The following is a 24,297-nucleotide window of genomic DNA, read 5'->3' on the forward strand; positions in this document are numbered from 1 at the left end:
GACACGCGTATATGCCTTGGCCTAAGCTGCTCTCAACTGTCACAGCAGCAGGGCTACGTATCAATACGTCCGGCGACCCCGAATCGTTCCGGAAGTGCCCCGTTTTCCTGGTGGGGGCGTGTCCGAATCCGCCTTGTGTGTCACGTGGCGTCCGTTGTGACTCAAGAGGACTGTCCTATTTTGTGGCGATAGTCACGTATGTCGCGGGCTCACTCCCCCGGGTGATCTGCCGCTTACCCATAGTCCGTTCGGGCCATTCAAGATTGGGCCCGAAGGGGGTGTTGCGCTGTGCCCACCTTCCGTAACGTCCTCAACTGGCGGCGGTGAATATGCCGCTGCCGCCGTGGGGGAGCCTCGATTCGGGAGAGGACGGCGCCGGTATGGGCTGGGTAACCGACTGGAGTGCGCAGGCCGCCTGCCGCACTACCGATCCGGATGAACTGTTCGTTCAGGGAGCAGCGCAGAACAGGGCCAAGGCGGTGTGCACCGGTTGTCCGGTACGCACGGAGTGCCTGGCCGACGCGCTCGACAACCGCGTCGAGTTCGGCGTGTGGGGAGGCATGACGGAGCGCGAGCGCCGCGCCCTGCTGCGCCGGCGGCCGACCGTGACGTCATGGCGCCGGCTCCTGGAGACGGCACGCCTGGAGTACGAGCGCGGAGCGGGCATCGTGCCGCTCGACGACGACAGCGTGTACGAGAACTACGCGGCGGTGGGCTGAGCGGGCGACTGTCCCTCGCCTGCCCGGCCGCCGGCCGGTTCGCCGCACCCGCGCCGCTGTCTGACTCGCCGCACCCGCGCTGTCCGACCTGTCGTCCTACGGCCGTCCGACCTGTCGTCTCGTCACGCGTCGGCTCGTCTCACGTGTCGGCTCGTCTTACGCGTCGGCGGCCCCCGGCAGTTCCGGCCGGTTGGTCGCGAGTCGGTCGCCGATGTCGCGCAGCCCCGTGAGGTCGTGCACATCGCCGGGCAGCGCACCCACTTCGGTCACGGCCACTTCCGGGTGCAGCGAGGCGAAGCGGTCGCGTGTGCGCCGCTCGCGCGAGAGCAGGTGCATCCGCTCGGCGTGCAGCCTCAGCAGGCCCGCCGTGAGGCGATCGGTGCCGGGGTCGGGGGAGCCTGGCCGAGTGCCGGAGCGGTCCGCGGGCCGGGACGCGGGGGACGCCGTGGCCGCGGGGGATGCGGTGGGGGCGTCGGCTGCTGTGGCCGCGGTGGGAGCGTCGGGTGCGGTGGGGGTGTCTGGTGCGCCGGGGGCGTCGTCGGATCCTGAACTGCCGTACGTGTCGGGAGAGTTACGAAGTCCAGCTTTCCCGCCGTCCTGATCCACAATGCGGGCGTCTTCAAGATTTTCCGCTTCAAGATTTTCCGCGGCGGCGAGCGCCCGCTCGGCCGACAACTGGGCGGCACCGCTGCCATGGACCCGGTTGAGCACCAGACCGGCGAGCGGCATCCGCTCCGCCGCCAGCCGCTCCACGAAGTACGCGGCCTCCCGCAGCGCGTCCCGCTCGGGGGCCGCCACCACCAGGAACGCCGTCCCCGGTGCCTGGAGCAGCTTGTACGTGGCGTCCGCGCGCGTGCGGAAGCCCCCGAACATCGAGTCCATGGCCGCCACGAACGTCTGGACGTCCTTCAGCAACTGCCCGCCCAGCAGCTTGCCGAGCGCGCCCGTCATCATCGACATCCCGACGTTGAGGAACTTCATCCCCGCGCGGCCGCCGACCTTGGCGGGCGCGAGCAGCACCCGGATCAGCTTGCCGTCCAGGAACGACCCGAGCCGCTTGGGCGCGTCCAGGAAGTCCAGCGCCGAACGCGACGGCGGGGTGTCGACGACGATCAGGTCCCACTCGTCCCTGGCCCGCAACTGGCCCAGCTTCTCCATCGCCATGTACTCCTGCGTGCCGGCGAAGCCCGCGGAGAGCGACTGATAGAAGGGGTTCGACAGGATCGCCGCCGCCCGCTCGGGATCCGCGTGCGACTCGACGATCTCGTCGAACGTCCGCTTCATGTCGAGCATCATCGCGTGCAGCTCGCCCCGCGCGGAGTCGTCGATGCCCTTCACCCGGCGCGGGGTGTTGTCCAGCGAGTCGATGCCCATTGACTGGGCGAGCCGGCGCGCCGGGTCGATGGTGAGGACCACCACCTTGCGGCCGCGCTCGGCGGCCCTGAGGCCGAGCGCCGCCGCCGTCGTCGTCTTGCCGACACCGCCCGAACCGCAGCACACCACGATGCGGGTCGCCGGGTCGTCGAGCAGCGGATCGATGTCGAGCACGCGCGTGGGGGCGAGGCCGCGCGGCGCCCGGCCCTGGGCCGAGCCCTGATCCTTTCCCTGAGCCGAGTCCTCGGCCCCGCCCTGTTCCTGGGCCCGGTCGCGGCTCATGCGATCCCCTGCTTCCGCAGCTCGGTGGCGAGTTCGTACAGGTCCGCGAGGTCCATGCCCTCCGCGTGCAGCGGCAGTTCGTGCGTCGGCAGATCCAGCCCGGCCAGGACCGCGCGCTGCTCGTGCTCCAGCGCGTGCCGCTCGGCGTACTCCTCGGCCTGCCGGAGCAGCGGGTCCACCAGCCGCTCGGCATGCCCGCCGCGCCGCGCCCCGCCGAGCCCGGCGGCGGACAAAGACCGCGCGACAGAGGAACGTCCGACATTCCGTACGAGTTCCAGCTCGTCGGCGTCCAGCACCTCGGGGCGGACCATGTTCACGATGATCCGGCCCACCGGCAGCTTGGCCGCGCGCAGCTCGGCGATGCCGTCGGCGGTCTCCTGGACCGGCATCTCCTCAAGCAGCGTGACCAGGTGGACGGCGGTCTCCGCCGACTTCAGCACCCGCATCACGGCCTGCGCCTGATTGTGTATCGGGCCGATCCGGGCGAGCCCGGCCACCTCGTCGTTGACGTTCAGGAAGCGGGTGACGCGGCCCGTGGGCGGCGCGTCCATGACGACGTAGTCGTACACGAACCGGCCGCTCTTGTCCTTCCTGCGCACCGCCTCGCACGCCTTGCCGGTGAGGAGGACGTCCCTCAGGCCGGGGGCGATGGTGGTGGCGAAGTCGATGGCGCCGAGCTTCTTGAGGGCCCGTCCGGCGCCGCCGAGCTTGTAGAACATCTGGAGGTAGTCCAGAAGGGCCAGTTCGGGGTCGATGGCGAGCGCGTACACCTCACCACCGCCCGGCGCGACGGCGATCTTGCGTTCCTCATAGGGCAACGCCTCCGTCTCGAAGAGCTGCGCGATGCCCTGCCGGCCCTCCACCTCGACGAGAAGCGTCCGCTTCCCCGCCGTGGCGAGGGCGAGCGCGAGGGCCGCGGCGACCGTCGTCTTTCCGGTCCCGCCCTTTCCGCTGACGACCTGGAGCCTGCTCACGTCTTCGAGCGTAACCAGTCCGTGCCCGAGGCAATCGGCAGGCTGTGGACAAAGGGGGCGACTATCGGCCACATGGCTTGCGGACGGCTGTGCGGTGGCCGCGCGGGCCCGCACCGGCGCAGCCCTCCGCAGCGGATACAGTCGCCCCCATGACCAAGTGGGAATACGCAACCGTGCCGCTGCTCGTCCATGCCACGAAGCAGATTCTGGACACCTGGGGCGAGGACGGCTGGGAGCTCGTCCAGGTCGTGCCCGGGCCGAACAACCCCGAGCAGCTCGTGGCCTACCTGAAGCGGGAGAAGGCGTGAGCGCCGTCGAGGCGAGGCTCGCCGAGCTGGGGCTGACCCTGCCCGCCGTGGTGCCGCCGCTCGCGGCCTACCAGCCGGCCGTGCAGTCAGGGCCGTACGTGTTCACGGCCGGCCAGTTGCCCATGGTGGACGGCAAGCTGCCGGTCACCGGCAAGGTCGGCGCGGAGGTCACGCCCGAGGAGGCCAAGGAACTGGCCCGCACCTGCGCCCTGAACGCGCTGGCCGCCGTGAAGTCGGTCGCCGGTGACCTGGACCGTGTCGCGCGCGTGGTGAAGGTCGTCGGCTTCGTCGCGTCGGCCTCGGACTTCACCGGCCAGCCCGCCGTCCTCAACGGCGCGAGCGAACTGCTGGGCGAGGTCCTCGGCGAGAAGGGCGTGCACGCGCGCAGCGCGGTGGGCGTCGCGGTGCTGCCGCTGGACGCACCGGTCGAGGTCGAGATCCAGGTGGAGCTGCTCCCGTAGCGCACGGGCGGCCGCGGAGGTCGCGGAGGTGCCCTGACCTCGGGCACCTCTCGAACATTCACTCCCCAGGGGATAGCCTCGCGCCCATGGCGAATGGGCAGGCGAATGGACAGTGGTTCCCGCAGGACTGGCCGGAACGCATCCGCGCGCTCGCGGACGGCACCCTCACCCCGGTCACCCCGAAACGCGCCGCCACCGTCATGCTCCTGAAGGACCCCAGGGACGGCGGCACCCCCGTCGTGCACATGCTCCGCAGACGCGCCTCCATGGCCTTCGCCGGAGGCGCGTACGCCTATCCGGGCGGCGGCGTCGACCCGCGCGACGACGACCGCCAGGTGCGCTGGGCCGGTCCCACGCGCGCGTGGTGGGCCGAACGGCTCGGCGTCGACGGCGCGGCGGCCCAGGCGATCGTCTGCGCGGCCGTACGCGAGACGTACGAGGAGGCGGGCGTCCTGCTCGCCGGGCCCACCCCCGACACGGTGGTCGGCGACACCACCGGCGACGACTGGGAGGCCGACCGCGCCGCCGTGGCCGCCCGTGAGCTGTCCTTCGCGGAGTTCCTCGACCGCCGCGGCCTGGTCCTGCGGTCCGACCTGCTGGGCGCCTGGACGCGCTGGATCACCCCCGAGTTCGAGTCCCGCCGCTACGACACCTGGTTCTTCGTGGCCGCGCTCCCCGAGGGCCAGCGCACCCGCAACGCCTCCACGGAGGCCGACCGCACGGTGTGGATCCGCCCCGCCGAGGCCGCCGAGCGCTACGACCGGGGCGAGCTGACGATGATGCCGCCCACCATCGCGACCCTGCGCCAGCTCCTGCCCTACGGCTCCGCGGCCGACGCGCTGGCCGCGGCGCCCGCGCGTGACCTCACGCCCGTCCTGGCCGAGGCGCGGCTGGCCGGGGGCGAGATCGTGCTGTCCTGGCCGGGCCACGGCGAGTTCACCAAGCACATCCCGATCGCCGCCGGGGGAGGCCCCGCATGACGTACGCCGGCGCCCTTCCGGGCCAGCCCCGCGGCGAGGTCCTCTCCGGACCGGCCACCGCGCGTGCCGTGAACGTCCTCGCGCCCAACGCCTCCGCGATGACCCTGGACGGCACCAACACCTGGATCGTCGCCGAACCCGACTCGAACCTGGCGGTCGTCATCGACCCGGGTCCGCTGGACGAGGGCCATCTGCGCGCGGTCGTCGACACCGCCGAGCGGGCCGGCCGGCGCGTCGCCCTCACCCTGCTCACCCACGGCCACTCCGACCACGCCGAGGGCGCCGCCCGCTTCGCCGAGCTGACCGGTACACGCGTGCGTGCCCTGGACCCCGCGCTGCGGCTCGGCGACGAGGGCCTGGCCCACGGGGACGTCGTCACCGTCGGCGGACTGGAACTGCGGGTCGTCCCGACCCCGGGCCACACCGCGGACTCGCTCTGCTTCCACCTCCCGGCCGACCGCGCCGTCCTCACCGGCGACACGATCCTGGGGCGCGGCACGACGGTCGTGGCGCACCCCGACGGCCGCCTCGGCGACTATCTGGACTCCCTGAGGCGTCTGAGGTCCCTCACGGTCGACGACGGCGTCCACACGGTCCTCCCGGGCCACGGACCCGTCCTGGAGGACGCACAGGGCGCCGTGGAGTTCTACCTCGCCCACCGCGCCCACCGCCTCGCCCAGGTCGAGACGGCCGTCGAGAACGGCTTCACGGCCCCCTCCGAGGTCGTCGCCCACGTCTACGCCGACGTCGACCGCTCCCTGTGGCCGGCGGCGGAGCTGTCCGTCCGCGCGCAACTGGAGTACCTCCAGGAGCACGGGTTGATCTAGTAAGGGCCGAACCGGTGACCTAGGCGGCTGTGGCGTCCTCCGGCCGGGCCGCCTTGATCCCGTGCACACGCGTGTACTCCCGCGCGAGCCACGGCCCCAGGTCGTCCAGGTAGGCCGCGAGGACGGCCGCGTCGCCGGTCGGCTCGTACCCGAGGACGGCTGCCGCCCGGACCTGCGCGGCCCGCTCGGGGTAGTACCCGGCGAAGACGTCCGCCATCACGCGCAGATCGCTGCTCCAGCCGTTCCAGCGGGGCATGACCAGGGTGAACGCGGTGCGGACGAGATGGCGGGACATGTACCGCACGAGAGACCGCCGGGTGTGCTCGGTGCCGGCCGCGTCGTCCGTCCTTCCCGCGCCTCCCGCATCGCCCGCGCGTGCCACCCGCTCGCGCCAGCGGGGCAGCAGCAGACCGAGGTCGCCGTTGGTCTCGCGGGCGAGGAGCGTGTCGGGGCGGTAGCGGGGCAGGGACGCGGCGAGGTCGTCCCCGAGGAGGGGCGTGCACAGGCAGGCCACGAAGAAGCCCATGTCGTGCCGTTCCAGGTCGCTCAGCAGCCGGGCACGGCCGTAGAGCAGTGCCCCGCCGCCGTCGATCTGCGGGAACTCGGCGTCGAGGGCCTCGACGAGCGCGCGGGCGCCCGCGTGGTCCGCCTCGGTCGGCTCGTCGTGCAGGGCGGCCAGGAGGTCCAGGTCGCTGCGGCCCACGCGCGCGGTGCCGCGCGGGATCGAGCCGTAGAGGTAGGCGCTGTGCAGCCGTACGCCGAACAGGTCGGTGAGCCGTTCCCGGGCGGCCGCGACGACGGGCCGGAAGGCGACCGGCACGCGCGCGAGGGAGCCCTCGCGGGCGATGTACCCCTGGGCGTCGAGCCCTCTGACGGCAGCCGTGTCGGTCATGGGGCCACTGTGCCGCCCTGCGGGCGGATCGGCGGCTCATTTTTCGGGTGACCGAGGGCCCGCCCCCGTAGGGCGACCGAGGGCCCGCCCCCGTAGGGCGACCGAGGGCCCGCCCCCGTAGGGCGAGCCCTTTCCGCACCGGACGGATCGGACCCGCGTCAGCGGGACCGCTTCGCCAGCCGCTCCACGTCCAGCAGGATCACGGCCCGCGCCTCCAGGCGCAGCCAGCCGCGGCCGGCGAAGTCGGCGAGCGCCTTGTTGACCGTCTCGCGGGAGGCGCCGACGAGCTGGGCCAGCTCCTCCTGCGTCAGGTCGTGGACGACGTGGATGCCCTCCTCGGACTGCACGCCGAAGCGGCGCGAGAGGTCCAGCAGGGCGCGCGCCACGCGTCCGGGGACGTCCGAGAAGACGAGGTCGGACATGGCGTCGTTGGTCTTGCGCAGGCGCCGGGCGACGGCGCGCAGCAGCGCGGCGGCCACCTCGGGGCGCGCGTTCAGCCAGGGCTGGAGGTCGCCGTGGCCGAGGCCGAGCAGCTTGACCTCGGTCAGGGCGGTCGCCGTCGCCGTACGCGGGCCAGGGTCGAACAGCGACAGTTCGCCGATCAGTTCGCCGGGGCCGACCACGGCGAGCATGTTCTCGCGGCCGTCCGGGGATGTGCGGTGGAGCTTGACCTTGCCCTCGGTGACGACATAGAGCCGGTCGCCCGGGTCGCCCTCGTGGAACAGGGAGTCGCCACGGGCGAGCGTCACCTCACTCATGGAGGCGCGCAGCTCAGCGGCCTGCTCGTCGTCGAGAGCCGCGAAGAGCGGGTTGCGCCGCAGAACGTCGTCCACGAGTTCTCTCCTTGTCGACCTGCTCAGGGGATCTTGCTCCCCCTTGGTACCAGGGGACCGTGTTCCCCATTTTGCTGGACGGTCCAAACAGTGTGATCTGTCACAAGGATGCCGTACACATGTCCCGTGGTAAGCGGCAGGGGTCCAATTGGGGGCTGATCTTCAGGGTCCGGGGCGGATGTCGGTGCCGGGCTTTAGGCTGGCCGGGTGTCCAAAACGCCGGTGAGAGCACAGGCCGAGGGGGCTGTGCGGGTGATGGCCCGTCGTGATTCCGCCGAGGGCGAACAGTGTTCCGGTGGCGGCGATGAAGCGGCGAGAAAGCGGCAAAGGTGACGAAGAAGACCCCCGCCGGGAAACCGGCCGCCGGCAGGAAAACCGCCGGTGACAAGCCCGAGTCCCGTACGGCCCTGGTGCGCCGCGCCCGCCGGATCAACCGCGAGCTGGCCGAGATCTACCCCTACGCCCACCCCGAACTGGACTTCGAGAACCCCTTCCAGCTCGTCGTCGCCACGGTCCTGTCGGCCCAGACCACCGACCTGCGCGTCAACCAGACCACCCCCGCTCTCTTCGCCAAGTACCCCACCCCCGAGGACCTGGCCGCCGCCGATCCGGAGGAGGTCGAGGAGATCCTGCGCCCGACCGGGTTCTTCCGGGCGAAGACCCGCTCGGTGATAGGGCTCTCCAAGGCCCTCGTGGAGCAGTTCGACGGTGAGGTCCCCGGCCGTCTGGAGGACCTGGTCAAGCTGCCCGGAGTCGGCCGCAAGACGGCCTTCGTGGTGCTGGGGAACGCGTTCGGCCGTCCCGGCATCACCGTCGACACCCACTTCCAGCGGCTGGTGAGGCGCTGGCGGTGGACCGAGGAGACCGAGCCCGACAAGATCGAGGCCGCCGTCGGCGCGCTCTTCCCCAAGAGCGAGTGGACGATGCTCTCCCACCATGTGATCTTCCACGGCCGCCGGATGTGCCACGCCCGCAAACCCGCCTGCGGTGTCTGCCCCATCGCCCCGCTCTGCCCGGCGTACGGCGAGGGCGAGACGGACCCCGAGAAGGCGAGGAAGCTGCTCAAGTACGAGAAGGGCGGCTTCCCCGGCCAGCGGCTGAACCCGCCGCAGTCCTACCTCGACGCGGGCGGCCGCCCGGCCCCTCCGCTGGGGGCCGGATGACGCGCGCGGCCACCGGACGGCCGGCGGAACGATCAGCGGGTCCTCGCGCGTTGGACCCGTCAGGACGGGGGGTGGTGCGACGGTGACGCGAGCGAGTGGCACACGCGGGACACCGGGCGGTGCGCGCGACGCGCGGGGCGGTCTGGTGGCCCTCAGCAAGGAGGGCCTGCCCGGCTGGCTGGACCCGGTGGTGCACGCGGTGGAGACGGTCGAGCCGCTCCAGCTCAGCCGCTTCCTGCCCCCTGAGGACGGCGCGGGACGGCAGTCGGCCGTCCTGGTCCTGTTCGGCGAGGGCGGCCGCGGACCCGAACTGCTTCTGATGGAGCGGGCCAACTCCCTGCGCTCGCACGCCGGTCAGCCCTCCTTCCCCGGCGGTGCCCTCGACCCGGAGGACGGCGATCCGCAGGGCGACGGACCGCTGCGCGCGGCCCTGCGCGAGGCCGAGGAGGAGACCGGCCTCGATCCGTCCGGCGTCCAGCTCTTCGGCGCGCTGCCCAAGCTGTACATCCCGGTCAGCGGGTTCGTCGTCACCCCGGTCCTGGGCTGGTGGCGCGAGCCCACCCCGGTCGGCGTCGTCGACCCGAACGAGACGGCGCGGGTGTTCACCGTCCCCGTGGCCGATCTCACGGACCCCGCGCACCGCGCGACGACCGTCCACCCCAGCGGTCACCGAGGTCCGGCATTCCTGGTCGAATCGGCCCTCGTCTGGGGCTTCACGGCCGGCGTCATCGACCGGCTGCTGCACTTCGCGGGCTGGGAGCGGCCCTGGGACCGGGGGAAGCAGGTCCCGCTGGACTGGAGGTCATGACAGGGTGTCCACCGTGCTGTGTCGGCCCGGGAAGCGTCCCAGGACCCCCGGCCGACCTGTAGTGACCGCGAATTGATGAGGCGAGGCGCGAAGCGGTGAACGTGCTGGACATCCTGTTGCTCGTCGCGGCCGTGTGGTTCGCGGTCGTCGGATACCGACAGGGCTTCGTCGTCGGCATCCTGTCGGTGATCGGGTTCCTGGGAGGCGGTCTCGTCGCCGTCTACCTGCTGCCGGTGATCTGGGACTGGCTCACCGACAACTCCGAGGTCAGCACCACGGCCGCCGTCGTCGCCGTCGTGATCGTCATCGTCTGCGCCTCCATAGGCCAGGCGTTCACCACCCATCTCGGCAACAAACTGCGCCGGTACATCACCTGGTCCCCGGCCCGCGCGCTCGACGCGACCGGCGGCGCGCTGGTCAACGTCGTCGCGATGCTGCTCGTCGCCTGGCTGATCGGCTCGGCGCTGGCCGGCACCACCCTGCCGACGCTCGGCAAAGAGGTCCGCAGCTCCAAGGTGCTCCAGGGCGTGTCGCGGGCGCTGCCCACCCAGGCGGACACCTGGTTCGCCGATTTCTCCTCCGTCCTCGCGCAGAACGGCTTCCCGCAGGTCTTCAGCCCCTTCGCCAACGAGCCGATCACCGACGTCCAGCCGCCCGACCCGGAGCTCGCCGGCAGCGCCGTGGCCAAGCGGGCGCAGCGATCCATCGTCAAGGTCATGGGCACCGCGGAGAGTTGCGGCAAGGTGCTGGAGGGCACCGGCTTCGTCTTCGCCGAGCGCCGCGTCATGACCAACGCGCACGTGGTGGGCGGCGTCGACGAACCCACCGTCCAGATAGGCGGGGAGGGCCGCAAGTACGACGCCACGGTCGTGCTGTACGACTGGAAGCGCGACATCGCCGTCCTGGACGTACCCGAACTTGACGCGCCCGCCCTGCGGTTCACCGGTGACGACGCCGCGAGCGGGGACGGCGCGATCGTGGCCGGCTTCCCGGAGAACGGGGCGTACGACGTGCGCGCCGCGCGCGTGCGCGGGCGCATCACCGCCAACGGCCCGGACATCTACCACCGCGGCACCGTGCGCCGTGACGTGTACTCGCTCTTCACGACCGTCCGCCAGGGCAACTCCGGCGGCCCGCTGCTCACGCCCGAAGGCGAGGTGTACGGCGTGGTGTTCGCGAAGTCCCTCGACGACGCCGAGACCGGCTACGCCCTCACCGCGGACGAGATCCGGCAGGACATCGCCCAAGGGCGCACCGCGGGCCAGCAGGTGGACAGCGACAACTGCGCCCTGTGAGGGGGGCCGTGGCCCTGTGAGGTGGGCGTCAGCCTCGTGGGTGGCGCAGGCGTACCGAGACCCAGCGGGCCCGGCGGCGCAGGATGCGCGGAATGCCCACCTTGAGGTCGGAGCCCGGAATCTGCGGGTCCGCACCTCGTCGGTGAGGGCTCAGGCCGTTGGCCGAGCGGCGGTTGCGTGCTGCGTCACTGTAGTCGTGCGTCCAGCCCATACCCCGACGTCTGCCCCCGCCCCAAGGTCGATAACCGCTCTCGGGGCGCCCAATTGGCCTATGCGCCGGGCAAGTGGCCGTTCGTAGAACTGCCGTTCCGCTTCCGGATACCGGGCGCGACAGGTCCGTCACCGATCAGGCTCGGGGTCCTTCAGCCAATTGACCAGTTCTGTACTGAAACCGACCGGATCCTCCTCGTGCGGGAAGTGGCCCAGCCCGTCGAAGAGCCGCCAGCGGTACGGGGCTTCCACGTACTCCCCGGAGCCCGCCGCGCTGCGGGTCCGCATCACCGGATCGAGGGAACCGTGCAGATGCAGCGTCGGCACCCGCACCGGCCGCTTCATCCGCCGGTAGAACTGCACCCCGTCCGGGCGCGCCAGCGACCGCACCAGCCACCGGTACGGCTCCACCGAGCAGTGCGCCGTGGACGGGATGCACATCGCCCGCTGATACGTCCGCACCGCCTCGTCGTCCGGCAGCAGCGGGCCGGACCAGTCCCGGATCAGCCGGCCCACCAGCTCCCCGTCCTCGGCCGTGAGCTGCCGCTCGGGCACCCACGGCCGCTGGAAGCCCCAGATGTGGGAACTCGCGGACGTCTGCCGGACGTCGGCCAGCATCGCCGAGCGCCAGCGCCGCGGGTGCGGCATCGAGGAGACGACGAGCCGGCGCACCAGCTTGGGCCGCATCACGGCCGCCGTCCACGCCAGATAGCCGCCCAGGTCGTGGCCGACCAGTGCCGCGTCCGGCTCGCCGAGCGAGCGGATCACACCGGTGATGTCGAGGGCGAGGTTGGCCGGATCGTAGCCCCGGGGCGTACGGTCGCTGCCGCCCACACCCCGCAGGTCCATCGCGACGGCCCGGAAGCCCGCGTCGGCCAGCGCGGTGAGCTGGTGCCGCCAGGTCCACCAGAACTGCGGGAAGCCGTGGACGAGCATGACCAGCGGCCCGTCACCGGCCTCCGCGATGTGGAAGCGGGCGCCGTTGGCCGCGACCTCGCGATGCGTCCAGGGGCCGTCGGGCCGGACGATCGAGGCGGGCTGCGCCGAAGGTGTGCCGGGGTCCGTCATGACGACGAGCGTGCCACAGCCTCGATGGCCTGCGGTGCCCGGTCCTGCGGCAGCGCGCGGTCCAGTGGCAGGACCTGGTCCTTGGGCAGCTCGGGACGCGGGTGCGGCTTGGCGTTCTGGAGGACGCCCGCCGTCTCCTTCACCGACGCGGCCACCTTCTGCGGGCCCTGGCTCTTCTTGGCCTTCTTCGCGAACGCCACGCCGACCAGCGCCAGGACGACCGCGATCAGCACGTTCGCCGCGAAGGACAGCAGGAAGCAGAGCGCGAGATTCCAGTCGCTCCAGGTCCGGATGCCGTACGCCAGCGCGAAGTTCAGCATCGGCAGGGAGAACACCAGCACCGCGCCGGCCACCGAGAAGGCGCCCCCGCTCATCATGCCGCGCTTGACGTCCTGCTTGAGCTGGGCCTTGGCCAGTGCGATCTCGTCGTGCACCAGGGCCGACAACTCGGTCGTCGCCGAGGCGAACAACTGGCCGATGCTGCGTTCGGCGCCGACCGGGGTGCCGTCGGGTGCGCTCATCGCGTTCTCCCTCTTCCGCTGCTGGGGTGTTTCCTGCTTCTGGCTTCTTTTGTACCGTCCCGTCAGATCATGCCGGACGGCCGCCGTCCTCGCCCGCCCCGCCCGCCACTTCGGCGACTCCGTGGCGCGCGGAGGGGGTCTTCGCGGCCCTCATGACCGTGTGTGAGGGGGGGAGGGGCCGGGCTATCCGGACTGCGGGTGCCGGTCGGCGCGCTCCCGGACGATCGCCTCGGCGCGCCGCCGGTGCTCGACGGCCTTCCCCTCGTGGATCTCGGCCATCCGCAGGTGGTACGCCGGATCGTCCTGCTCGTAGACGTCCGGGATGCCGTCCCGGTCGTCGTCGCGCTCCTCGGCCTCGTAGAGCCGCCGGTAGCGGGCGTTGCGCAGCTTCAGCAGGACGGTCGCCAGGACGGCCGCGATCAGCGAGCCCAGCAGGACGGACGCCTTGACCTCGTCGGTCAGCGCCGCGTCGCCCTCGAAGGCCAGCTCCCCGATCAGCAGCGACACCGTGAAGCCGATACCGGCGAGCGTGGCGACGGCGAAGAGGTCCGCCCAGGCGAGGTCCTCGCTCAGCGAGGCCCGGGTGAAGCGCGCGGTCAGCCAGGTCCCGCCGAAGACACCGACCGTCTTGCCGACCACGAGCCCCAGCACCACCCCGAGCGTCTCCGGCTGCCGGAACACGTTCGCGAGCGCCCCGCCCGAGACCGCCACACCCGCGCTGAACAGCGCGAACAGCGGTACCGCCAGGCCCGCGGACAGCGGCCGCACCAGATGCTCGATCCGCTCGCCCGGGGAGCGCTCCTCGCCCTCGCGGGTGGTGCAGCGCAGCATCAGGCCCATGGCGACACCGGCGATCGTGGCGTGGACGCCGCTGTTGTACATCAGCGCCCAGATCACGAGCGCGAGCGGCACGTACACGTACCAGCCGCGCACGCCCGTCCGCAGCAGCACCCAGAAGACGACGAGACCGGCCAGCGCGCCGCCCAGCGCCAGGAGACTGATGTCGTCGGTGAAGAACACGGCGATGACGAGGATCGCGAACAGATCGTCCACGACCGCCAGGGTGAGCAGGAAGGCGCGCAGGGCGCCCGGCAGGGACGTCCCGATGACGGCGAGCACGGCGAGCGCGAACGCGATGTCCGTGGCGGTGGGCACGGCCCACCCGTCGAGCGAGCCGCCCCCGAGGACATTGGTGAGCGCGTACACGAGAGCCGGTACGGCCATCCCGCACAGCGCGGCCGCCACGGGGAGCGCGGCGGCCCTGGGGTCCTTGAGATCGCCGGCGACCAGTTCGCGTTTCAGCTCGACGCCCGCGACGAAGAAGAAGATCGCGAGGAGACCGTCGGCCGCCCAGTGCTCGACGGAGAGATGCAGGCCGAGCGCCTCGGGGCCGAAGTGGTAGTCGCCGACGCTCACATAGCTGTCGTGCAGCGCGGGGACGTTCGCCCAGACCAGGGCGGCGACGGCGGCGACGAGCAGCAGCACACCCCCGACCGTCTCGGTGCGCAGCGCGTCCGTGACGGCCGACCGCTCGGGCAGCGAGAGCCGGCCGAGGAACGTACGGGACGAGGGGGTGCGGGACGCTGTCACGGTGGAGACCTCCGGGCGGTGGGCATGGCTGAGCGCATGCCGACCAGACTTCCCGGCGCACCTGAGGCAACGATGTTTTTGCTTAGATTACCTAAGGTGTGGCCGTGGCGCACCAGGTGATCTCACGTTAGGCGCACGAAGGGCACCCGGCGCGGCGTGCGTACGCCGTTCCGCCGGGCGCCCTTCGTGCTCTTCCTGTCGTCCTCGGGGTCGGCTCAGTCCTCGCTGGGCGCGGCCGGGAGCTTGGCCTGGATGAGGTCCATGACCGTGGAGTCGGTCAGCGTGGTGACGTCACCGAGCTGACGGTTCTCCGCGACGTCCCGCAGGAGCCGGCGCATGATCTTGCCGGAGCGGGTCTTCGGCAGCTCGGCGACCGGCAGGACCCGCTTGGGCTTGGCGATCGGGCCGAGCGTGGCGCCGACGTGGTTGCGCAGTTCGGCGACGAGGTTCTCGTCCTCCGCGTTCGCCGTGCCGCGCAGGATCACGAAGGCCACGATCGCCTGGCCGGTCGTCTCGTCCGCCGCCCCGACCACGGCCGCCTCGGCGACCGACGGATGCGACACGAGCGCCGACTCCACCTCGGTGGTGGAGATGTTGTGGCCCGACACGAGCATCACGTCGTCGACCCGTCCCAGGAGCCAGATGTCGCCGTCGTCGTCCTTCTTGGCGCCGTCGCCCGCGAAGTACTTGCCCTCGAACCGCGACCAGTAGGTGTCCAGGAACCGCTGGTCGTCGCCCCAGATGGTGCGCAGCATCGACGGCCACGGCTCGGTGAGGACCAGATAGCCGCCCCCGCCGTTCGGCACCTCGTTCGCCTCGTCGTCGACGACGGTCGCGGAGATGCCGGGCAGCGGGGTCTGCGCCGAACCGGGCTTGGTCGCGGTGACGCCCGGCAGCGGCGAGATCATCATCGCGCCGGTCTCGGTCTGCCACCAGGTGTCGACGATCGGCGTCCGGTCGGCACCGATGTGCTTGCGGTACCAGATCCATGCCTCGGGGTTGATGGGCTCGCCCACCGAACCCAGCACCCGCAGCGAGGACAGGTCGAACTTTGCGGGGATGTCGTCGCCCCACTTCATGAACGTCCGGATCGCCGTCGGCGCCGTGTACAGGATCGTCACCCCGTACTTCTGCACGATCTCCCAGAAGCGGCCCTGGTGCGGGGTGTCCGGCGTGCCCTCGTACATGACCTGCGTGGCGCCGTTCGCGAGCGGCCCGTAGACGATGTACGAGTGCCCGGTGACCCAGCCGACGTCGGCCGTGCACCAGTACACGTCCGTCTCCGGCTTGAGGTCGAAGACGGCGTGGTGGGTGTAGGCCGTCTGGGTGAGGTAGCCGCCCGAGGTGTGCAGGATGCCCTTCGGCTTCCCCGTCGTCCCGGACGTGTACAGGATGAACAGCGGCTGCTCGGCGTTGAACGCCTCCGGCGTGTGCTCGGCGGACTGCCGCTCGACGATCTCGTCCCACCACACGTCACGGCTGTCGTCCCACGCCACGTCCTGGCCGGTACGGCGGACCACGAGCACATGCTCGACGTTGCCCGCCTTGGCGACCGCCTCGTCGACGGCAGGCTTCAGCGCGGACGGCTTGCCGCGCCGGTACCCGCCGTCCGCCGTGATGACGACCTTGGCGTCGGCGTCCTGGATACGCGTGGCCAGCGCGTCCGCGGAGAAACCGCCGAAGACGACCGAGTGCGCGGCACCGATCCGGGCGCACGCCAGCATCGCGACCGCCGTCTCCGGGATCATCGGCATGTAGACGGCGACCCGGTCGCCCTTGGCGACCCCCAGCTCCAGCAGCGCGTTGGCCGCCTTCGACACCTCGTCCTTGAGCTGGGCGTAGGTGAGCGCGCGGCTGTCACCGGGCTCGCCCTCGAAGTGGATCGCGACCCGGTCGCCGTGCCCGGCCTCCACATGGCGGTCCACGCAGTTGTACGCCACGTTCAGCTCGCCGTCCTGGAACCACTTGGCGAACGGCGGGTTCGACCAGTCCAGCGTCTCCGTCGGCTCCTTGGCCCAGGTCAGCCGACGGGCCTGCTCGGCCCAGAAGCCGAGCCTGTCAGCCTTGGCCTGTTCGTACGCCTCCGCCGTGACGTTGGCATCGGCGGCCAGGTCGGCGGGCGGCACGAACCTGCGCTCTTCCTTGAGCAGGTTGGCCAGGCTCTCGTTGCTCACGACATCTCCCTTTCGAAGGGTGTCCGTTGTGTCCCAGGCCACAGCTCATCAGACCCAGGGGGCCGGTGACAAGGGTCGCCCGAAAATTGGTTTAGACCTGTGGGATTTTGGCTGACCGGGTCACCTGTACCCACGGACGCCGAACGGACGGGGTTCACCCGCTCACGCCGTCAGATCCACCGCTCCCACATGGTCGAACACGACACCCTCGTCCTGGCCCTGGAGCAGATACGCCTGCGCCTCGCCCACGTGGAAGTACAGCCCGTGCAGCTCCAGCTCCCCGCTCCGCAGGGCGCGGGCCACCGACTCATGGGCCCGCAGATGCTCCAACTGCTGGACCACATTCGTCAGGCAGAGCTGCTCGACCGCGTCCGCGGCCGCCCGCCCGGCGAGCCGGGGCCAGGGGCGGCGGTCGTCGGCCATCCGCTCCAGACTCGGCACGCCCAGCCGCAGCCACCGTCTCAGCGGGGTCTGGGTCTGGCCGGGATCGGACTGGAGCAGCGCCTGCATGGCACCGCACCCGGAGTGCCCGCACACCGTGATGGACCGGACGTGCAGCACGTCCACGGCGTACTCGATCGCCGCCGCCACCGAGTCGTCCCCGCTCTCCTCGCCGGGCGGTGGCACCAGATTGCCCACGTTGCGCACCACGAACAGGTCGCCCGGACCACTGGAGGTGATCATCGAGGTGACCAGCCGGGAGTCGGCACAGGTCAGGAACAGTTGCGTCGGCCGCTGCCCCTCCCTGGCCAGCCGCGCCAACTCCCCACGGACCAGCGGCGCGGTGTTCCGCTGGAACGCGGTGATCCCGTGGACGAGTTGCCGGCCGCCCAGGGGCACGGGGGGTACTGAGGTTCCTCCATGGGGGGTGAGGACGGACGGGTCGGTTGTCTGCCCGGCCTCCGTCGGGCGAGGGGCGTCACCGTGCCGGTCCGGATGCCGGTCCGGGTGCTGGCCTGGCTGCCGGTCCGGATGCCGTCCCGGGTGCTGTCCGGAGGCTGAGGCCGCCGGCGCGGGGCGGGGGACCTCGCACCGATGGTTGCGCCACGGTGTCCACGGTCGGCACTGGCACTCGGCGCGGGCGGAACCGAGGTGCCGGGTGGGGTGGGCGGTGTGCGGCGCGGACGGGGTGTCGGCGTGGGCGTCGGTACCGGTATCAGTGCTGGTGCTGGTGCTGGTGCTGGTGCTGGTGCCGGTGGCGCCGGGGTCGGCTGCTCCTGGGTCCGTCCCGGTGGCGACGCGGCGGCCGGCCAGTTCGACGGTGCCGCCCTGTGCGGTGTGCGTCTTCTGCCAGTCCTGGAGCGCCTCGTACGCCGCGTGGTCCATGAAGGAGCCGTCCAACTCGACCACGACATGGCTGCCTTGGGGTACGTGGTGCAGGGCCCGGCTGAGCCGGGGGACCGCGAGGAACGTCAACTGGCCTCGTACGTGTACGTGATGGACTCCTTCCTTCTCGTCATGGGTGATACGGGTGCGGGTGAGGCGGTGCAGGGCGACGGCGACCGCCACGGCGATCCCCAGCGTCACGCCCTCCAGGACACCGAGGAACACCACGCCGAGGGTGGTGACGGCGTACACCAGCGCCTCTCGGTGGCGCGTCACCGTGCGGATGTGGTGCAGGGACACCATCTGGATGCCGACGGCCATCACCAGGGCGGCGAGCGAGGCGAGCGGGATCAGCTCCAGGATCGGAACCATCAGCAGCGCGGCGACTACTACGAGAACGCCGTGCAGCATCGTGGAGTTCCGGCTCACGGCACCGGATTGGACATTCGCCGAACTCCGTACGGCGACCCCGGCGACGGGCAGTCCGCCGAGCGTGCCGGAGACGATGTTGGCGGCGCCCTGGCCGAGGAGTTCGCGGTCCAGGTCGGAGCGGCCGACCCGGGCGGAGCCGCGGGGGCGGGTGGCGATGAGCTTGTCCACGGCGACGGCGCCGAGCAGCGACTGCACACTGCACACCAGCGTGGTGGTGAGGACGGCGGCGACGAGGCCGAGCGTTGGGCCTTGGGGCAGTCCGGCCAGGGCGTGACTGCGCCAGGAGGGCAGGTCGACCTTGGGCAGCACGAGCCCGGCGAGCGCGGCGGCCGCGGTGGCCCCGGACACGGCGATCAGGGCGGCGGGCACTCTGCGCAGCAGCCGGCCGGCCCGGCCCGGGACGCGCGGCCAGAGCAGCAGCAGGGTCAGGGTCATCGCGCTCACGGCCACCGCGGCGGGGTCCAGCCCGGCCAGTTGGGCGGGCAGTGCGCGGAGGTTGGCGAGCACGGAACTCTGCGGGGTGCCGCCGAGGACGATGTGCAGTTGCGCGACGGCGATGGTGACACCGATGCCGGCGAGCATGCCGTGCACGATGGCCGGGCTGACGGCGAGCGCGGTGCGGGCCACGCGCAGGCAGCCGAGGCCGAGTTGGGCGAGTCCGGCGAGGACGGTGATGGCACAGGTGGTCCGCCAGCCGTAGCGCTGGATGAGGTCGGCGGTGACGACCGTGAGCCCGGCGGCGGGGCCGCTGACCTGGAGCGGCGATCCGCCGATCCGGCCGGCGACGATCCCGCCGACGGCGGCCGCGACGAGCCCGGCCTGGAGCGGTGCGCCGGTGGCCAGGGCGATGCCGAGGGAGAGCGGCAGGGCGATCAGGAAGACGGCGATCGCGGCGGACACGTCGGCGCCCGCGATGCGGAATCGGCGGGGCGGGGTGGACGGCGGGCTGTGGGGGCGGTGGATGCGCTGGGTGCGCTTCGAGTCGGTGCGGGTGGGGACGCAGGCTGACATGTTCCCGTCTCCTCCGGGGCGGCGCGGTCGCGGAACAGGTGGCCCCCCGTGGGACACGGGGGTGGTCGCGGCCGTGGGTCACGGCGTGCAGCGGCGGGATGAAAAAGTGACGCTCAGTAAACGGATCGTAATGCAGAGTAAAGGTCCGGCATGGATATATGCGGCAAATGGGGCATGTGATCACTCGAATGTATGAACTGGGCATTTCATCGGCTTGTCGTACTAATTCCTTCTCGGCCCCCGTGCGACCTTGACGGCGCCGCCGGCTCGTCCCGGCGGCACCGTCAGAGAACGCCCTCGCCGGCGTTGGCCGAGAGAAGGAAGAAGGTGGGCGGATGATGGCCGCCACCCACAGGATCGCCGCGGGCGCCGTCGCCGCGGCGTTCACCGCGTCGCTCGCCGGTTGCGCCACGGGAACCGGCGGTTCCCACGGTGCGAAGGAAGGTGTCGAGGGCCCACCGGCCAAGGCGCCCAAGAGCACGGTCCGGTTGATCGGCGACGGGTCCACCGCCTACACCGGGGCCCAGCCGCACCAGCCCCGCCCCGAACGGCTGAAGCCCGGTCAGAAGCCCCCGCAGTTCGTGGTCTTCTCCTGGGACGGCGCCGGCGAGGACAGCCAGAAGCTGTTCTCGCACTTCCGCCAGGTCTCCAAGGCCAACAACGCCACGATGACGTACTTCCTCAGTGGTGTGTATCTGCTGCCGGAGGAGAAGGCCGACCTCTATCGACCGCCGCAGCACTCGCCGGGCCGCTCCGACATCGGCTTCAACGACCGGCAGGGCATCGCCGCCACCGTGGAGCAGTTGCGCCTGGCGTGGCTGGAGGGCAACGAGATCGGCACCCACTTCAACGGCCACTTCTGCGGGAAGAACGGCGGCGTCGGCGAGTGGTCGGTCGACGAGTGGAAGGACGAGATCTCCCAGGCCAAGCAGTTCGTGAAGACCTGGAAGACCAACACGGGCATGACGCAGACCGCCCCGCTGCCCTTCGACTACGACAAGGAACTCGTCGGCGCCCGCACCCCCTGCCTCGAAGGCCAGCAGAACTTCATGCAGGCCGCCCGCGAACTGGGCTTCCGCTACGACACCAGCGGGGTCAACAACCAGGTCTGGCCCAGCAAGAAGCAGGGCTTGTGGGATCTGTCGATGCAGCTCGTGCCCTTCCCCGGCCACCGCTACGAGCAGCTCACCATGGACTACAACTTCATGGTCAACCAGTCCGGAACCACCACCCAGGGCGATCCCGCCAAGCATGCGCAGTGGGGCGACGAGATGCGTGACGGTCTGCTCAAGGGCTTCGACCGGGCCTACCAGGGCAACCGCGCCCCGCTGATCATCGGCAACCACTTCGAGTCCTGGAACGGCGGCACGTACATGCGCGCCGTCGAGGACGTCGTCGAGGCCGTCTGCAACAAGCCCGACGTGCGCTGTGTCTCCTTCCGGCAGTTGGCCGACTGGCTCGACACCCAGGACCCGCAGACGTTGGCCAGACTGCGCACCCTGGAGGTCGGACAGGCGCCGACGCGGGGCTGGGAGTCCTTCCTCTCCGGAGGCTCCGGAGCCGCGGCCCCGGCCCCGAAGGGCGTCCCCGGGGCGCCCGCGGCCGGGCGGTAGAGGAACCGACCGGCCGGCCCGGACGTTGTCGCGGCCGCCCCGGTTGACGCCTGTGTGTGCGTCAGACGGCGGCTGCGACGCTCTCGCCGAGGACGAAGTGGGGGTCGACCTGTGCCGCCAGGTCGGCCCCGGTCCGCTCATTGCCCCAGGACTGCGCGTTCTTCAGATGGAAGTGCACCATCTGGCGCGTGTAACGCTCCCGGTCTCGCCGCTCGTACGCCGAGTCGGCGGCCGTCCGCAACAGGTGCAGGGCCTCGCGGTTGGTGTCCTCCAGGAGGTCGAACCGGGGCGGCCGGCCCTTCTCCATGGCGCGCACCCAGTCCGAGTGCCCCACCGTCACGAGCAGGTCGTCCCCGACCTCGGTGCGGAGGAAGTCGAGGTCGTCCTGACCCTGCACCTTGTTGCCCACGACTCTCAGCTCGACGCCGAAGTCACGGGCGTACTCCTTGTACTGGCGATAGACGGAGACCCCCTTCCGGGTCGGCTCGGCCACGAGGTACGTGAGGTCGAAGCGGGTGAACATGCCGGAGGCGAAGGAGTCCGAACCGGCCGTCATGTCGACCACGACGTACTCGTCCCGGCCGTCCACCAGGTGGTTCAGGCACAGCTCCACCGCTCCGGTCTTGGAGTGGTAGCAGGCGACCCCCAGGTCGGCGTCCGTGAAGGGGCCCGTGACCATCAAACGGACGGCGCCGCCGTCGAGTTCCACCGGCCGGGCGCAGGCGTCGTACACCGGATTGTCCTCGCGGACCCGCAGCAGCCGGGAGCCCTCGCCGGGCGGGGTCGTCTTGATCATCGTCTCGGCGGAGGCGATACGGGGGTTGGAGCCGCGCAGATAGTCCTTGATCAGCGGGAGCCGGTCGCCCATCGCGGGGAGCGCGGCGGCCTCCGCCTCGTCGAGCCCGAGGGCGGGTCCGAGATGCTGGTTGATGTCCGCGTCGATCGCGATCACCGGTGCCCCGGCGGCGGCGAGATGGCGGATGAACAGGGAGGACAGGGTCGTCTTGCCGCTGCCGCCCTTCCCGACGAAAGCAATTTTCATGTTCACCAAGGGTAGTGGCGAGATAGCTGTACGTGTCAGGTGTGCGTGAAGAAGACCACTCCTTCGAGGGGTGTGGGGCCTGGTTGCGTAATGTCGTACCCATGAGTACGACAGGCGCGTCCGCCGATCCGCTCGCGGCCCTGGGTTCACTGCCCGGTGTGGCCGAGTCCGTGGAGTCCGTGCGCAAGGCCGTGGACCGGGTCTACGGGCACCGGGTCATGCGGCGGCGCAGCAACGCGGTCACCTCCGAGGCGGCCCTGCGCGGCTCCCGGGGCTCGGCGGCGCTGTCCGGTGCGGACTGGGCCCTGGAGGAGGTGCGCCGGCGCAGCGACTTCAGCGTCGACGGCGAGGCGCGCGTCATGGGCGCGGCCCTGCGGCTGACCGCGGAGGCGGGCCAGTTGCTCTCCATCTGGCGCCAGTCGCCGCTGCGGGTCCTGGCACGGCTGCATCTGGTGGCCGCGGCGAGCGACGCCGACGAGGTCGGGCGGCCCCGGCAGGCCGGCGAGACGGTCGACGAGCCACTGATCGAGCTGCCGCTGCCCGGCGCCGACGAGCTGGCTGGCCGGCTGGAGGGGCTGTCGCAGTTGATCATCGCGGGCGGTTCGGCGCCCGCCCTGGTGACGGCGGCCGTCGTGCACGGCGAACTGCTCGCCCTGCGCCCCTTCGTCTCCCACAACGGCCTGATCGCGCGGGCCGCCGAGCGCATCGTCCTGATCGGCAGCGGCCTCGACCCCAAGTCCGTCTGCCCGGCCGAGGTGGGCCACGCCGAGCAGGGCCGGGCGGCCTATCTGGCGGCCCTGGAGGGATACGTCTCGGGCACCCCCGAGGGCATGGCGGCCTGGATCGCGCACTGCGGCCGGGCGGTCGAGCTGGGTGCCCGCGAGTCGACGGCGGTGTGCGAGGCGCTCCAGCGCGGGGCGGCGTAGGAAAAGGGTCCCTCACACGGGTTGCGGCGGTACGAGTCCTCGTACCGCCGCTGGCATGCTCACCCGGTTACCAAGCGTCCTCGATACATGCCCATCAGGGCGGGAACCTTGCCCGTCACCTGGTGGCGCTGGCCCGTAATCGACGGGTCGACGTCGCGTGGGTGCCCAGTGGTCATGCGCGGTCCGTGGGGCCAGATGCGTTGATAAAGGTGATCCTCGCGGATGTCCTCGGTCTCGCGGGCCGTTGATTCCTTTGTACTCCTGGCCCCGGACAAGCGGAACCCCTGGCACTGGTTCTTTACTTTTAGTCTCAAATGCGAGCTAAACGGACGCGCTTGACCGGCGGGCGCGCTCAGGCGGTCGCGGCGCGGCGCCGGCTGGCGTACCAGACGAGGCCCGCGGTGGCCGCGGCCGCGCCTATGGCGGCCGCCACGACCAGCGCCGGGCGGGGTGGTACGGAGAACGACGGGATCCGCTGCTTGAGCCGCACCGGCCGGTGGAAGTCGAGGATCGGCCACCCGCGCGCCACGGCTTCCCGCCGCAGCGCCCGGTCCGGGTTCACGGCGTGCGGATGGCCCACTTCCTTCAGCATCGGAAGATCGGTCGCCGAATCGCTGTAGGCGTAACAGCGCGAGAGGTCGTATCCCTCGGACGCGGCCAACTCCTTGACCGCCTCCGCCTTGGTGGGGCCGTACGCGTAGTACTCCACCTCGCCGGTGTAGCAGCCGTCCTCGCCCACCACCATGCGGGTGGCCACCACACGGTCCGCGCCGAGCAGTTCACCGATCGGCTCGACCACCTCGGCGCCCGACGTCGACACGATGACGACGTCCCGGCCGGCCACGTGGTGCTCCTCGATCAGCGAGGCCGCCTCGTCGTAGATGAGGGGATCGATCAAGTCGTGAAGGGTCTCGGCGACGATTTCCTTCACCTGTTGGACGTTCCAGCCGCGCACCATCCGGGACAGGTACTCCCGGGTCCGCTCCATCTGGTCGTGGTCCATACCGCCGACGAGGAAGACGAACTGGGCGTACGCGGTCCGCAAGGCGGCCCTGCGGTTGATCAGTCCGCCTTGGTAGAAGGACTTGCTGAAGGTGAGCGTGCTCGACTTCGCAATGACCGTCTTGTCCAGGTCAAAGAAGGCCGCTGTGCGGGGCAAGGAGTGGTTTTCCACAAGCATGAGCATAGGGGCAGCCCATTCGGCGTAAGGTGGGCGCGTGGGTTTGCCTGAGAAGGCTCTCGGGTACACCATGGAAGTCACGGATCGTTCGCGACCGTGCTAACCCGGTCCGGCTCCTCCCCCCCCCGAGTCGGCCGTGGAGACGACCCCCGCTCTCCCCCCCGGCGGGGGTCGTCGCATGTCCGGGTGGGTTTTTCCCTTCTGAACACGGCCGTGGCGCCGTACCGAGGCGGCTGCGGCTGCCTCTTCCGCATGTCCGTGGTCCGTCACTTTGGGTAGTCGTCGGAC

General features: G+C 71.1%; 22 protein-coding genes. 10 read left to right on the forward strand and 12 right to left on the reverse strand.

What is annotated here, in order from left to right:
- Positions 1–380 precede the first annotated feature (380 nt).
- Positions 381–719 (forward strand): transcriptional regulator WblA, encoded by a 339-nt coding sequence (gene wblA, locus AFM16_RS21385; RefSeq protein ID WP_030795920.1) that lies wholly within the window; start codon positions 381–383, stop codon positions 717–719.
- 156 nt (positions 720–875) lie between these two features.
- Here the strand turns inward: wblA and bagB are convergent, their stop codons facing one another.
- Entirely contained in the window at positions 876–2,375 is a 1,500-nt protein-coding gene (gene bagB / locus AFM16_RS21390; RefSeq protein WP_078634304.1) for an ATPase BagB, read from the reverse strand.
- A complete protein-coding gene (gene bagA, locus AFM16_RS21395; protein ID WP_078634305.1) occupies positions 2,372–3,349 on the reverse strand; it encodes an ATPase BagA in 978 nt (325 codons plus the stop codon). The genes bagB and bagA overlap by 4 nt, the downstream gene beginning before the upstream one ends.
- A gap of 149 nt (positions 3,350–3,498) precedes the next feature.
- Here bagA and sp36 point away from each other — a divergent pair, with 149 nt between their 5' ends.
- The 4 genes from sp36 (at position 3,499) to AFM16_RS21410 (ending at position 5,925) form a co-directional block, all read left to right on the forward strand.
- Positions 3,499–3,657: a Sp36 family protein gene (sp36, locus tag AFM16_RS38630; RefSeq protein ID WP_003967454.1), complete on the forward strand. Its 159-nt coding sequence runs from the start codon at positions 3,499–3,501 to the stop codon at positions 3,655–3,657.
- Positions 3,654–4,118 carry a RidA family protein gene (locus tag AFM16_RS21400; protein ID WP_030795917.1) on the forward strand — a complete coding sequence of 155 codons (465 nt, stop codon included), beginning with the start codon at positions 3,654–3,656 and terminating at the stop codon, positions 4,116–4,118. The genes sp36 and AFM16_RS21400 overlap by 4 nt, the downstream gene beginning before the upstream one ends.
- 86 nt (positions 4,119–4,204) lie before the next feature.
- Positions 4,205–5,098 carry an NUDIX hydrolase gene (locus AFM16_RS21405; RefSeq protein WP_078634306.1) on the forward strand — a complete coding sequence of 298 codons (894 nt, stop codon included), beginning with the start codon at positions 4,205–4,207 and terminating at the stop codon, positions 5,096–5,098.
- Complete coding sequence (locus AFM16_RS21410) at positions 5,095–5,925, forward strand: MBL fold metallo-hydrolase (RefSeq protein ID WP_078634307.1); 831 nt, start codon at positions 5,095–5,097, stop codon at positions 5,923–5,925. The genes AFM16_RS21405 and AFM16_RS21410 overlap by 4 nt, the downstream gene beginning before the upstream one ends.
- Before the next feature lie 19 nt (positions 5,926–5,944).
- Here the strand turns inward: AFM16_RS21410 and AFM16_RS21415 are convergent, their stop codons facing one another.
- The gene (locus tag AFM16_RS21415; RefSeq protein WP_078634308.1) at positions 5,945–6,817 is read right to left on the reverse strand and encodes a nucleotidyltransferase domain-containing protein; all 873 of its coding nucleotides are present in this window, start codon (positions 6,815–6,817) and stop codon (positions 5,945–5,947) included.
- 158 nt (positions 6,818–6,975) lie between these two features.
- Complete coding sequence (locus AFM16_RS21420; protein WP_030795913.1) at positions 6,976–7,650, reverse strand: Crp/Fnr family transcriptional regulator; 675 nt, start codon at positions 7,648–7,650, stop codon at positions 6,976–6,978.
- Between the two features lie 329 nt (positions 7,651–7,979).
- On the opposite strand from AFM16_RS21420, the gene nth reads away from it, so the two are divergent.
- From nth to AFM16_RS21435, 3 genes are all read left to right on the forward strand, one after another.
- Positions 7,980–8,813, forward strand: coding sequence for an endonuclease III (nth, locus tag AFM16_RS21425; RefSeq protein WP_030795912.1), 834 nt, complete (start codon positions 7,980–7,982; stop codon positions 8,811–8,813).
- 82 nt (positions 8,814–8,895) lie between these two features.
- Entirely contained in the window at positions 8,896–9,621 is a 726-nt protein-coding gene (locus AFM16_RS21430) for an NUDIX hydrolase (protein WP_245177759.1), read from the forward strand.
- Positions 9,622–9,716: 95 nt separating this feature from the next.
- Positions 9,717–10,916, forward strand: a complete 1,200-nt coding sequence (locus tag AFM16_RS21435) for a MarP family serine protease (RefSeq protein WP_030795910.1) — start codon at positions 9,717–9,719, stop codon at positions 10,914–10,916.
- A 28-nt stretch (positions 10,917–10,944) separates the two neighbouring features.
- Here the strand turns inward: AFM16_RS21435 and AFM16_RS40110 are convergent, their stop codons facing one another.
- The 6 genes from AFM16_RS40110 to AFM16_RS21465 all read right to left on the reverse strand — a co-directional run bounded on the left by AFM16_RS40110 (position 10,945) and on the right by AFM16_RS21465 (position 19,248).
- Entirely contained in the window at positions 10,945–11,127 is a 183-nt protein-coding gene (locus AFM16_RS40110; RefSeq protein WP_078634309.1) for a hypothetical protein, read from the reverse strand.
- Between the two features lie 128 nt (positions 11,128–11,255).
- Complete coding sequence (locus tag AFM16_RS21445) at positions 11,256–12,194, reverse strand: alpha/beta fold hydrolase (RefSeq protein WP_030795909.1); 939 nt, start codon at positions 12,192–12,194, stop codon at positions 11,256–11,258.
- Positions 12,191–12,715: a phage holin family protein gene (locus AFM16_RS21450; protein WP_030795908.1), complete on the reverse strand. Its 525-nt coding sequence runs from the start codon at positions 12,713–12,715 to the stop codon at positions 12,191–12,193. The genes AFM16_RS21445 and AFM16_RS21450 overlap by 4 nt, the downstream gene beginning before the upstream one ends.
- A gap of 183 nt (positions 12,716–12,898) precedes the next feature.
- The gene (nhaA, locus tag AFM16_RS21455) at positions 12,899–14,305 is read right to left on the reverse strand and encodes a Na+/H+ antiporter NhaA (RefSeq protein ID WP_078634310.1); all 1,407 of its coding nucleotides are present in this window, start codon (positions 14,303–14,305) and stop codon (positions 12,899–12,901) included.
- Positions 14,306–14,520: 215 nt separating this feature from the next.
- Complete coding sequence (acs, locus tag AFM16_RS21460; protein WP_078634311.1) at positions 14,521–16,479, reverse strand: acetate--CoA ligase; 1,959 nt, start codon at positions 16,477–16,479, stop codon at positions 14,521–14,523.
- Between the two features lie 162 nt (positions 16,480–16,641).
- Positions 16,642–19,248 (reverse strand): bifunctional SulP family inorganic anion transporter/carbonic anhydrase, encoded by a 2,607-nt coding sequence (locus AFM16_RS21465; RefSeq protein WP_078634312.1) that lies wholly within the window; start codon positions 19,246–19,248, stop codon positions 16,642–16,644.
- Positions 19,249–19,586: 338 nt separating this feature from the next.
- Between AFM16_RS21465 and AFM16_RS21470 the strand changes: the two genes are divergently transcribed.
- Entirely contained in the window at positions 19,587–20,861 is a 1,275-nt protein-coding gene (locus AFM16_RS21470) for a polysaccharide deacetylase family protein (RefSeq protein ID WP_078637044.1), read from the forward strand.
- Positions 20,862–20,922: 61 nt separating this feature from the next.
- Here the strand turns inward: AFM16_RS21470 and AFM16_RS21475 are convergent, their stop codons facing one another.
- Positions 20,923–21,903 (reverse strand): ATP-binding protein, encoded by a 981-nt coding sequence (locus AFM16_RS21475; protein ID WP_078634313.1) that lies wholly within the window; start codon positions 21,901–21,903, stop codon positions 20,923–20,925.
- Positions 21,904–22,004: 101 nt separating this feature from the next.
- Here AFM16_RS21475 and AFM16_RS21480 point away from each other — a divergent pair, with 101 nt between their 5' ends.
- The gene (locus AFM16_RS21480; RefSeq protein ID WP_078634314.1) at positions 22,005–22,829 is read left to right on the forward strand and encodes a Fic family protein; all 825 of its coding nucleotides are present in this window, start codon (positions 22,005–22,007) and stop codon (positions 22,827–22,829) included.
- Positions 22,830–23,181: 352 nt separating this feature from the next.
- Here the strand turns inward: AFM16_RS21480 and AFM16_RS21485 are convergent, their stop codons facing one another.
- Positions 23,182–24,015 (reverse strand): HAD family hydrolase, encoded by an 834-nt coding sequence (locus AFM16_RS21485; protein ID WP_030795901.1) that lies wholly within the window; start codon positions 24,013–24,015, stop codon positions 23,182–23,184.
- Positions 24,016–24,297: the final 282 nt, after the last annotated feature.

The sequence above is a fragment of the Streptomyces antibioticus genome, assembly GCF_002019855.1.
GTDB classification, from domain to species: domain Bacteria; phylum Actinomycetota; class Actinomycetes; order Streptomycetales; family Streptomycetaceae; genus Streptomyces; species Streptomyces antibioticus_B.

Coding starts and splice junctions, on each gene's coding strand:
- AFM16_RS21485 (WP_030795901.1), bottom strand. CDS start 24,015: ATGCTCATGCTTGTGGAAAACCACTCCTTGCCCCGCACAGCGGCCTTC.
- wblA (WP_030795920.1), top strand. CDS start 381: ATGGGCTGGGTAACCGACTGGAGTGCGCAGGCCGCCTGCCGCACTACC.
- bagB (WP_078634304.1), bottom strand. CDS start 2,375: ATGAGCCGCGACCGGGCCCAGGAACAGGGCGGGGCCGAGGACTCGGCT.
- AFM16_RS21470 (WP_078637044.1), top strand. CDS start 19,587: ATGGCCGCCACCCACAGGATCGCCGCGGGCGCCGTCGCCGCGGCGTTC.
- AFM16_RS21405 (WP_078634306.1), top strand. CDS start 4,205: ATGGCGAATGGGCAGGCGAATGGACAGTGGTTCCCGCAGGACTGGCCG.
- AFM16_RS21465 (WP_078634312.1), bottom strand. CDS start 19,248: ATGTCAGCCTGCGTCCCCACCCGCACCGACTCGAAGCGCACCCAGCGC.
- AFM16_RS21415 (WP_078634308.1), bottom strand. CDS start 6,817: ATGACCGACACGGCTGCCGTCAGAGGGCTCGACGCCCAGGGGTACATC.
- AFM16_RS21480 (WP_078634314.1), top strand. CDS start 22,005: ATGAGTACGACAGGCGCGTCCGCCGATCCGCTCGCGGCCCTGGGTTCA.
- AFM16_RS40110 (WP_078634309.1), bottom strand. CDS start 11,127: ATGGGCTGGACGCACGACTACAGTGACGCAGCACGCAACCGCCGCTCG.
- AFM16_RS21450 (WP_030795908.1), bottom strand. CDS start 12,715: ATGAGCGCACCCGACGGCACCCCGGTCGGCGCCGAACGCAGCATCGGC.
- AFM16_RS21410 (WP_078634307.1), top strand. CDS start 5,095: ATGACGTACGCCGGCGCCCTTCCGGGCCAGCCCCGCGGCGAGGTCCTC.
- AFM16_RS21445 (WP_030795909.1), bottom strand. CDS start 12,194: ATGACGGACCCCGGCACACCTTCGGCGCAGCCCGCCTCGATCGTCCGG.
- sp36 (WP_003967454.1), top strand. CDS start 3,499: ATGACCAAGTGGGAATACGCAACCGTGCCGCTGCTCGTCCATGCCACG.
- AFM16_RS21475 (WP_078634313.1), bottom strand. CDS start 21,903: ATGAAAATTGCTTTCGTCGGGAAGGGCGGCAGCGGCAAGACGACCCTG.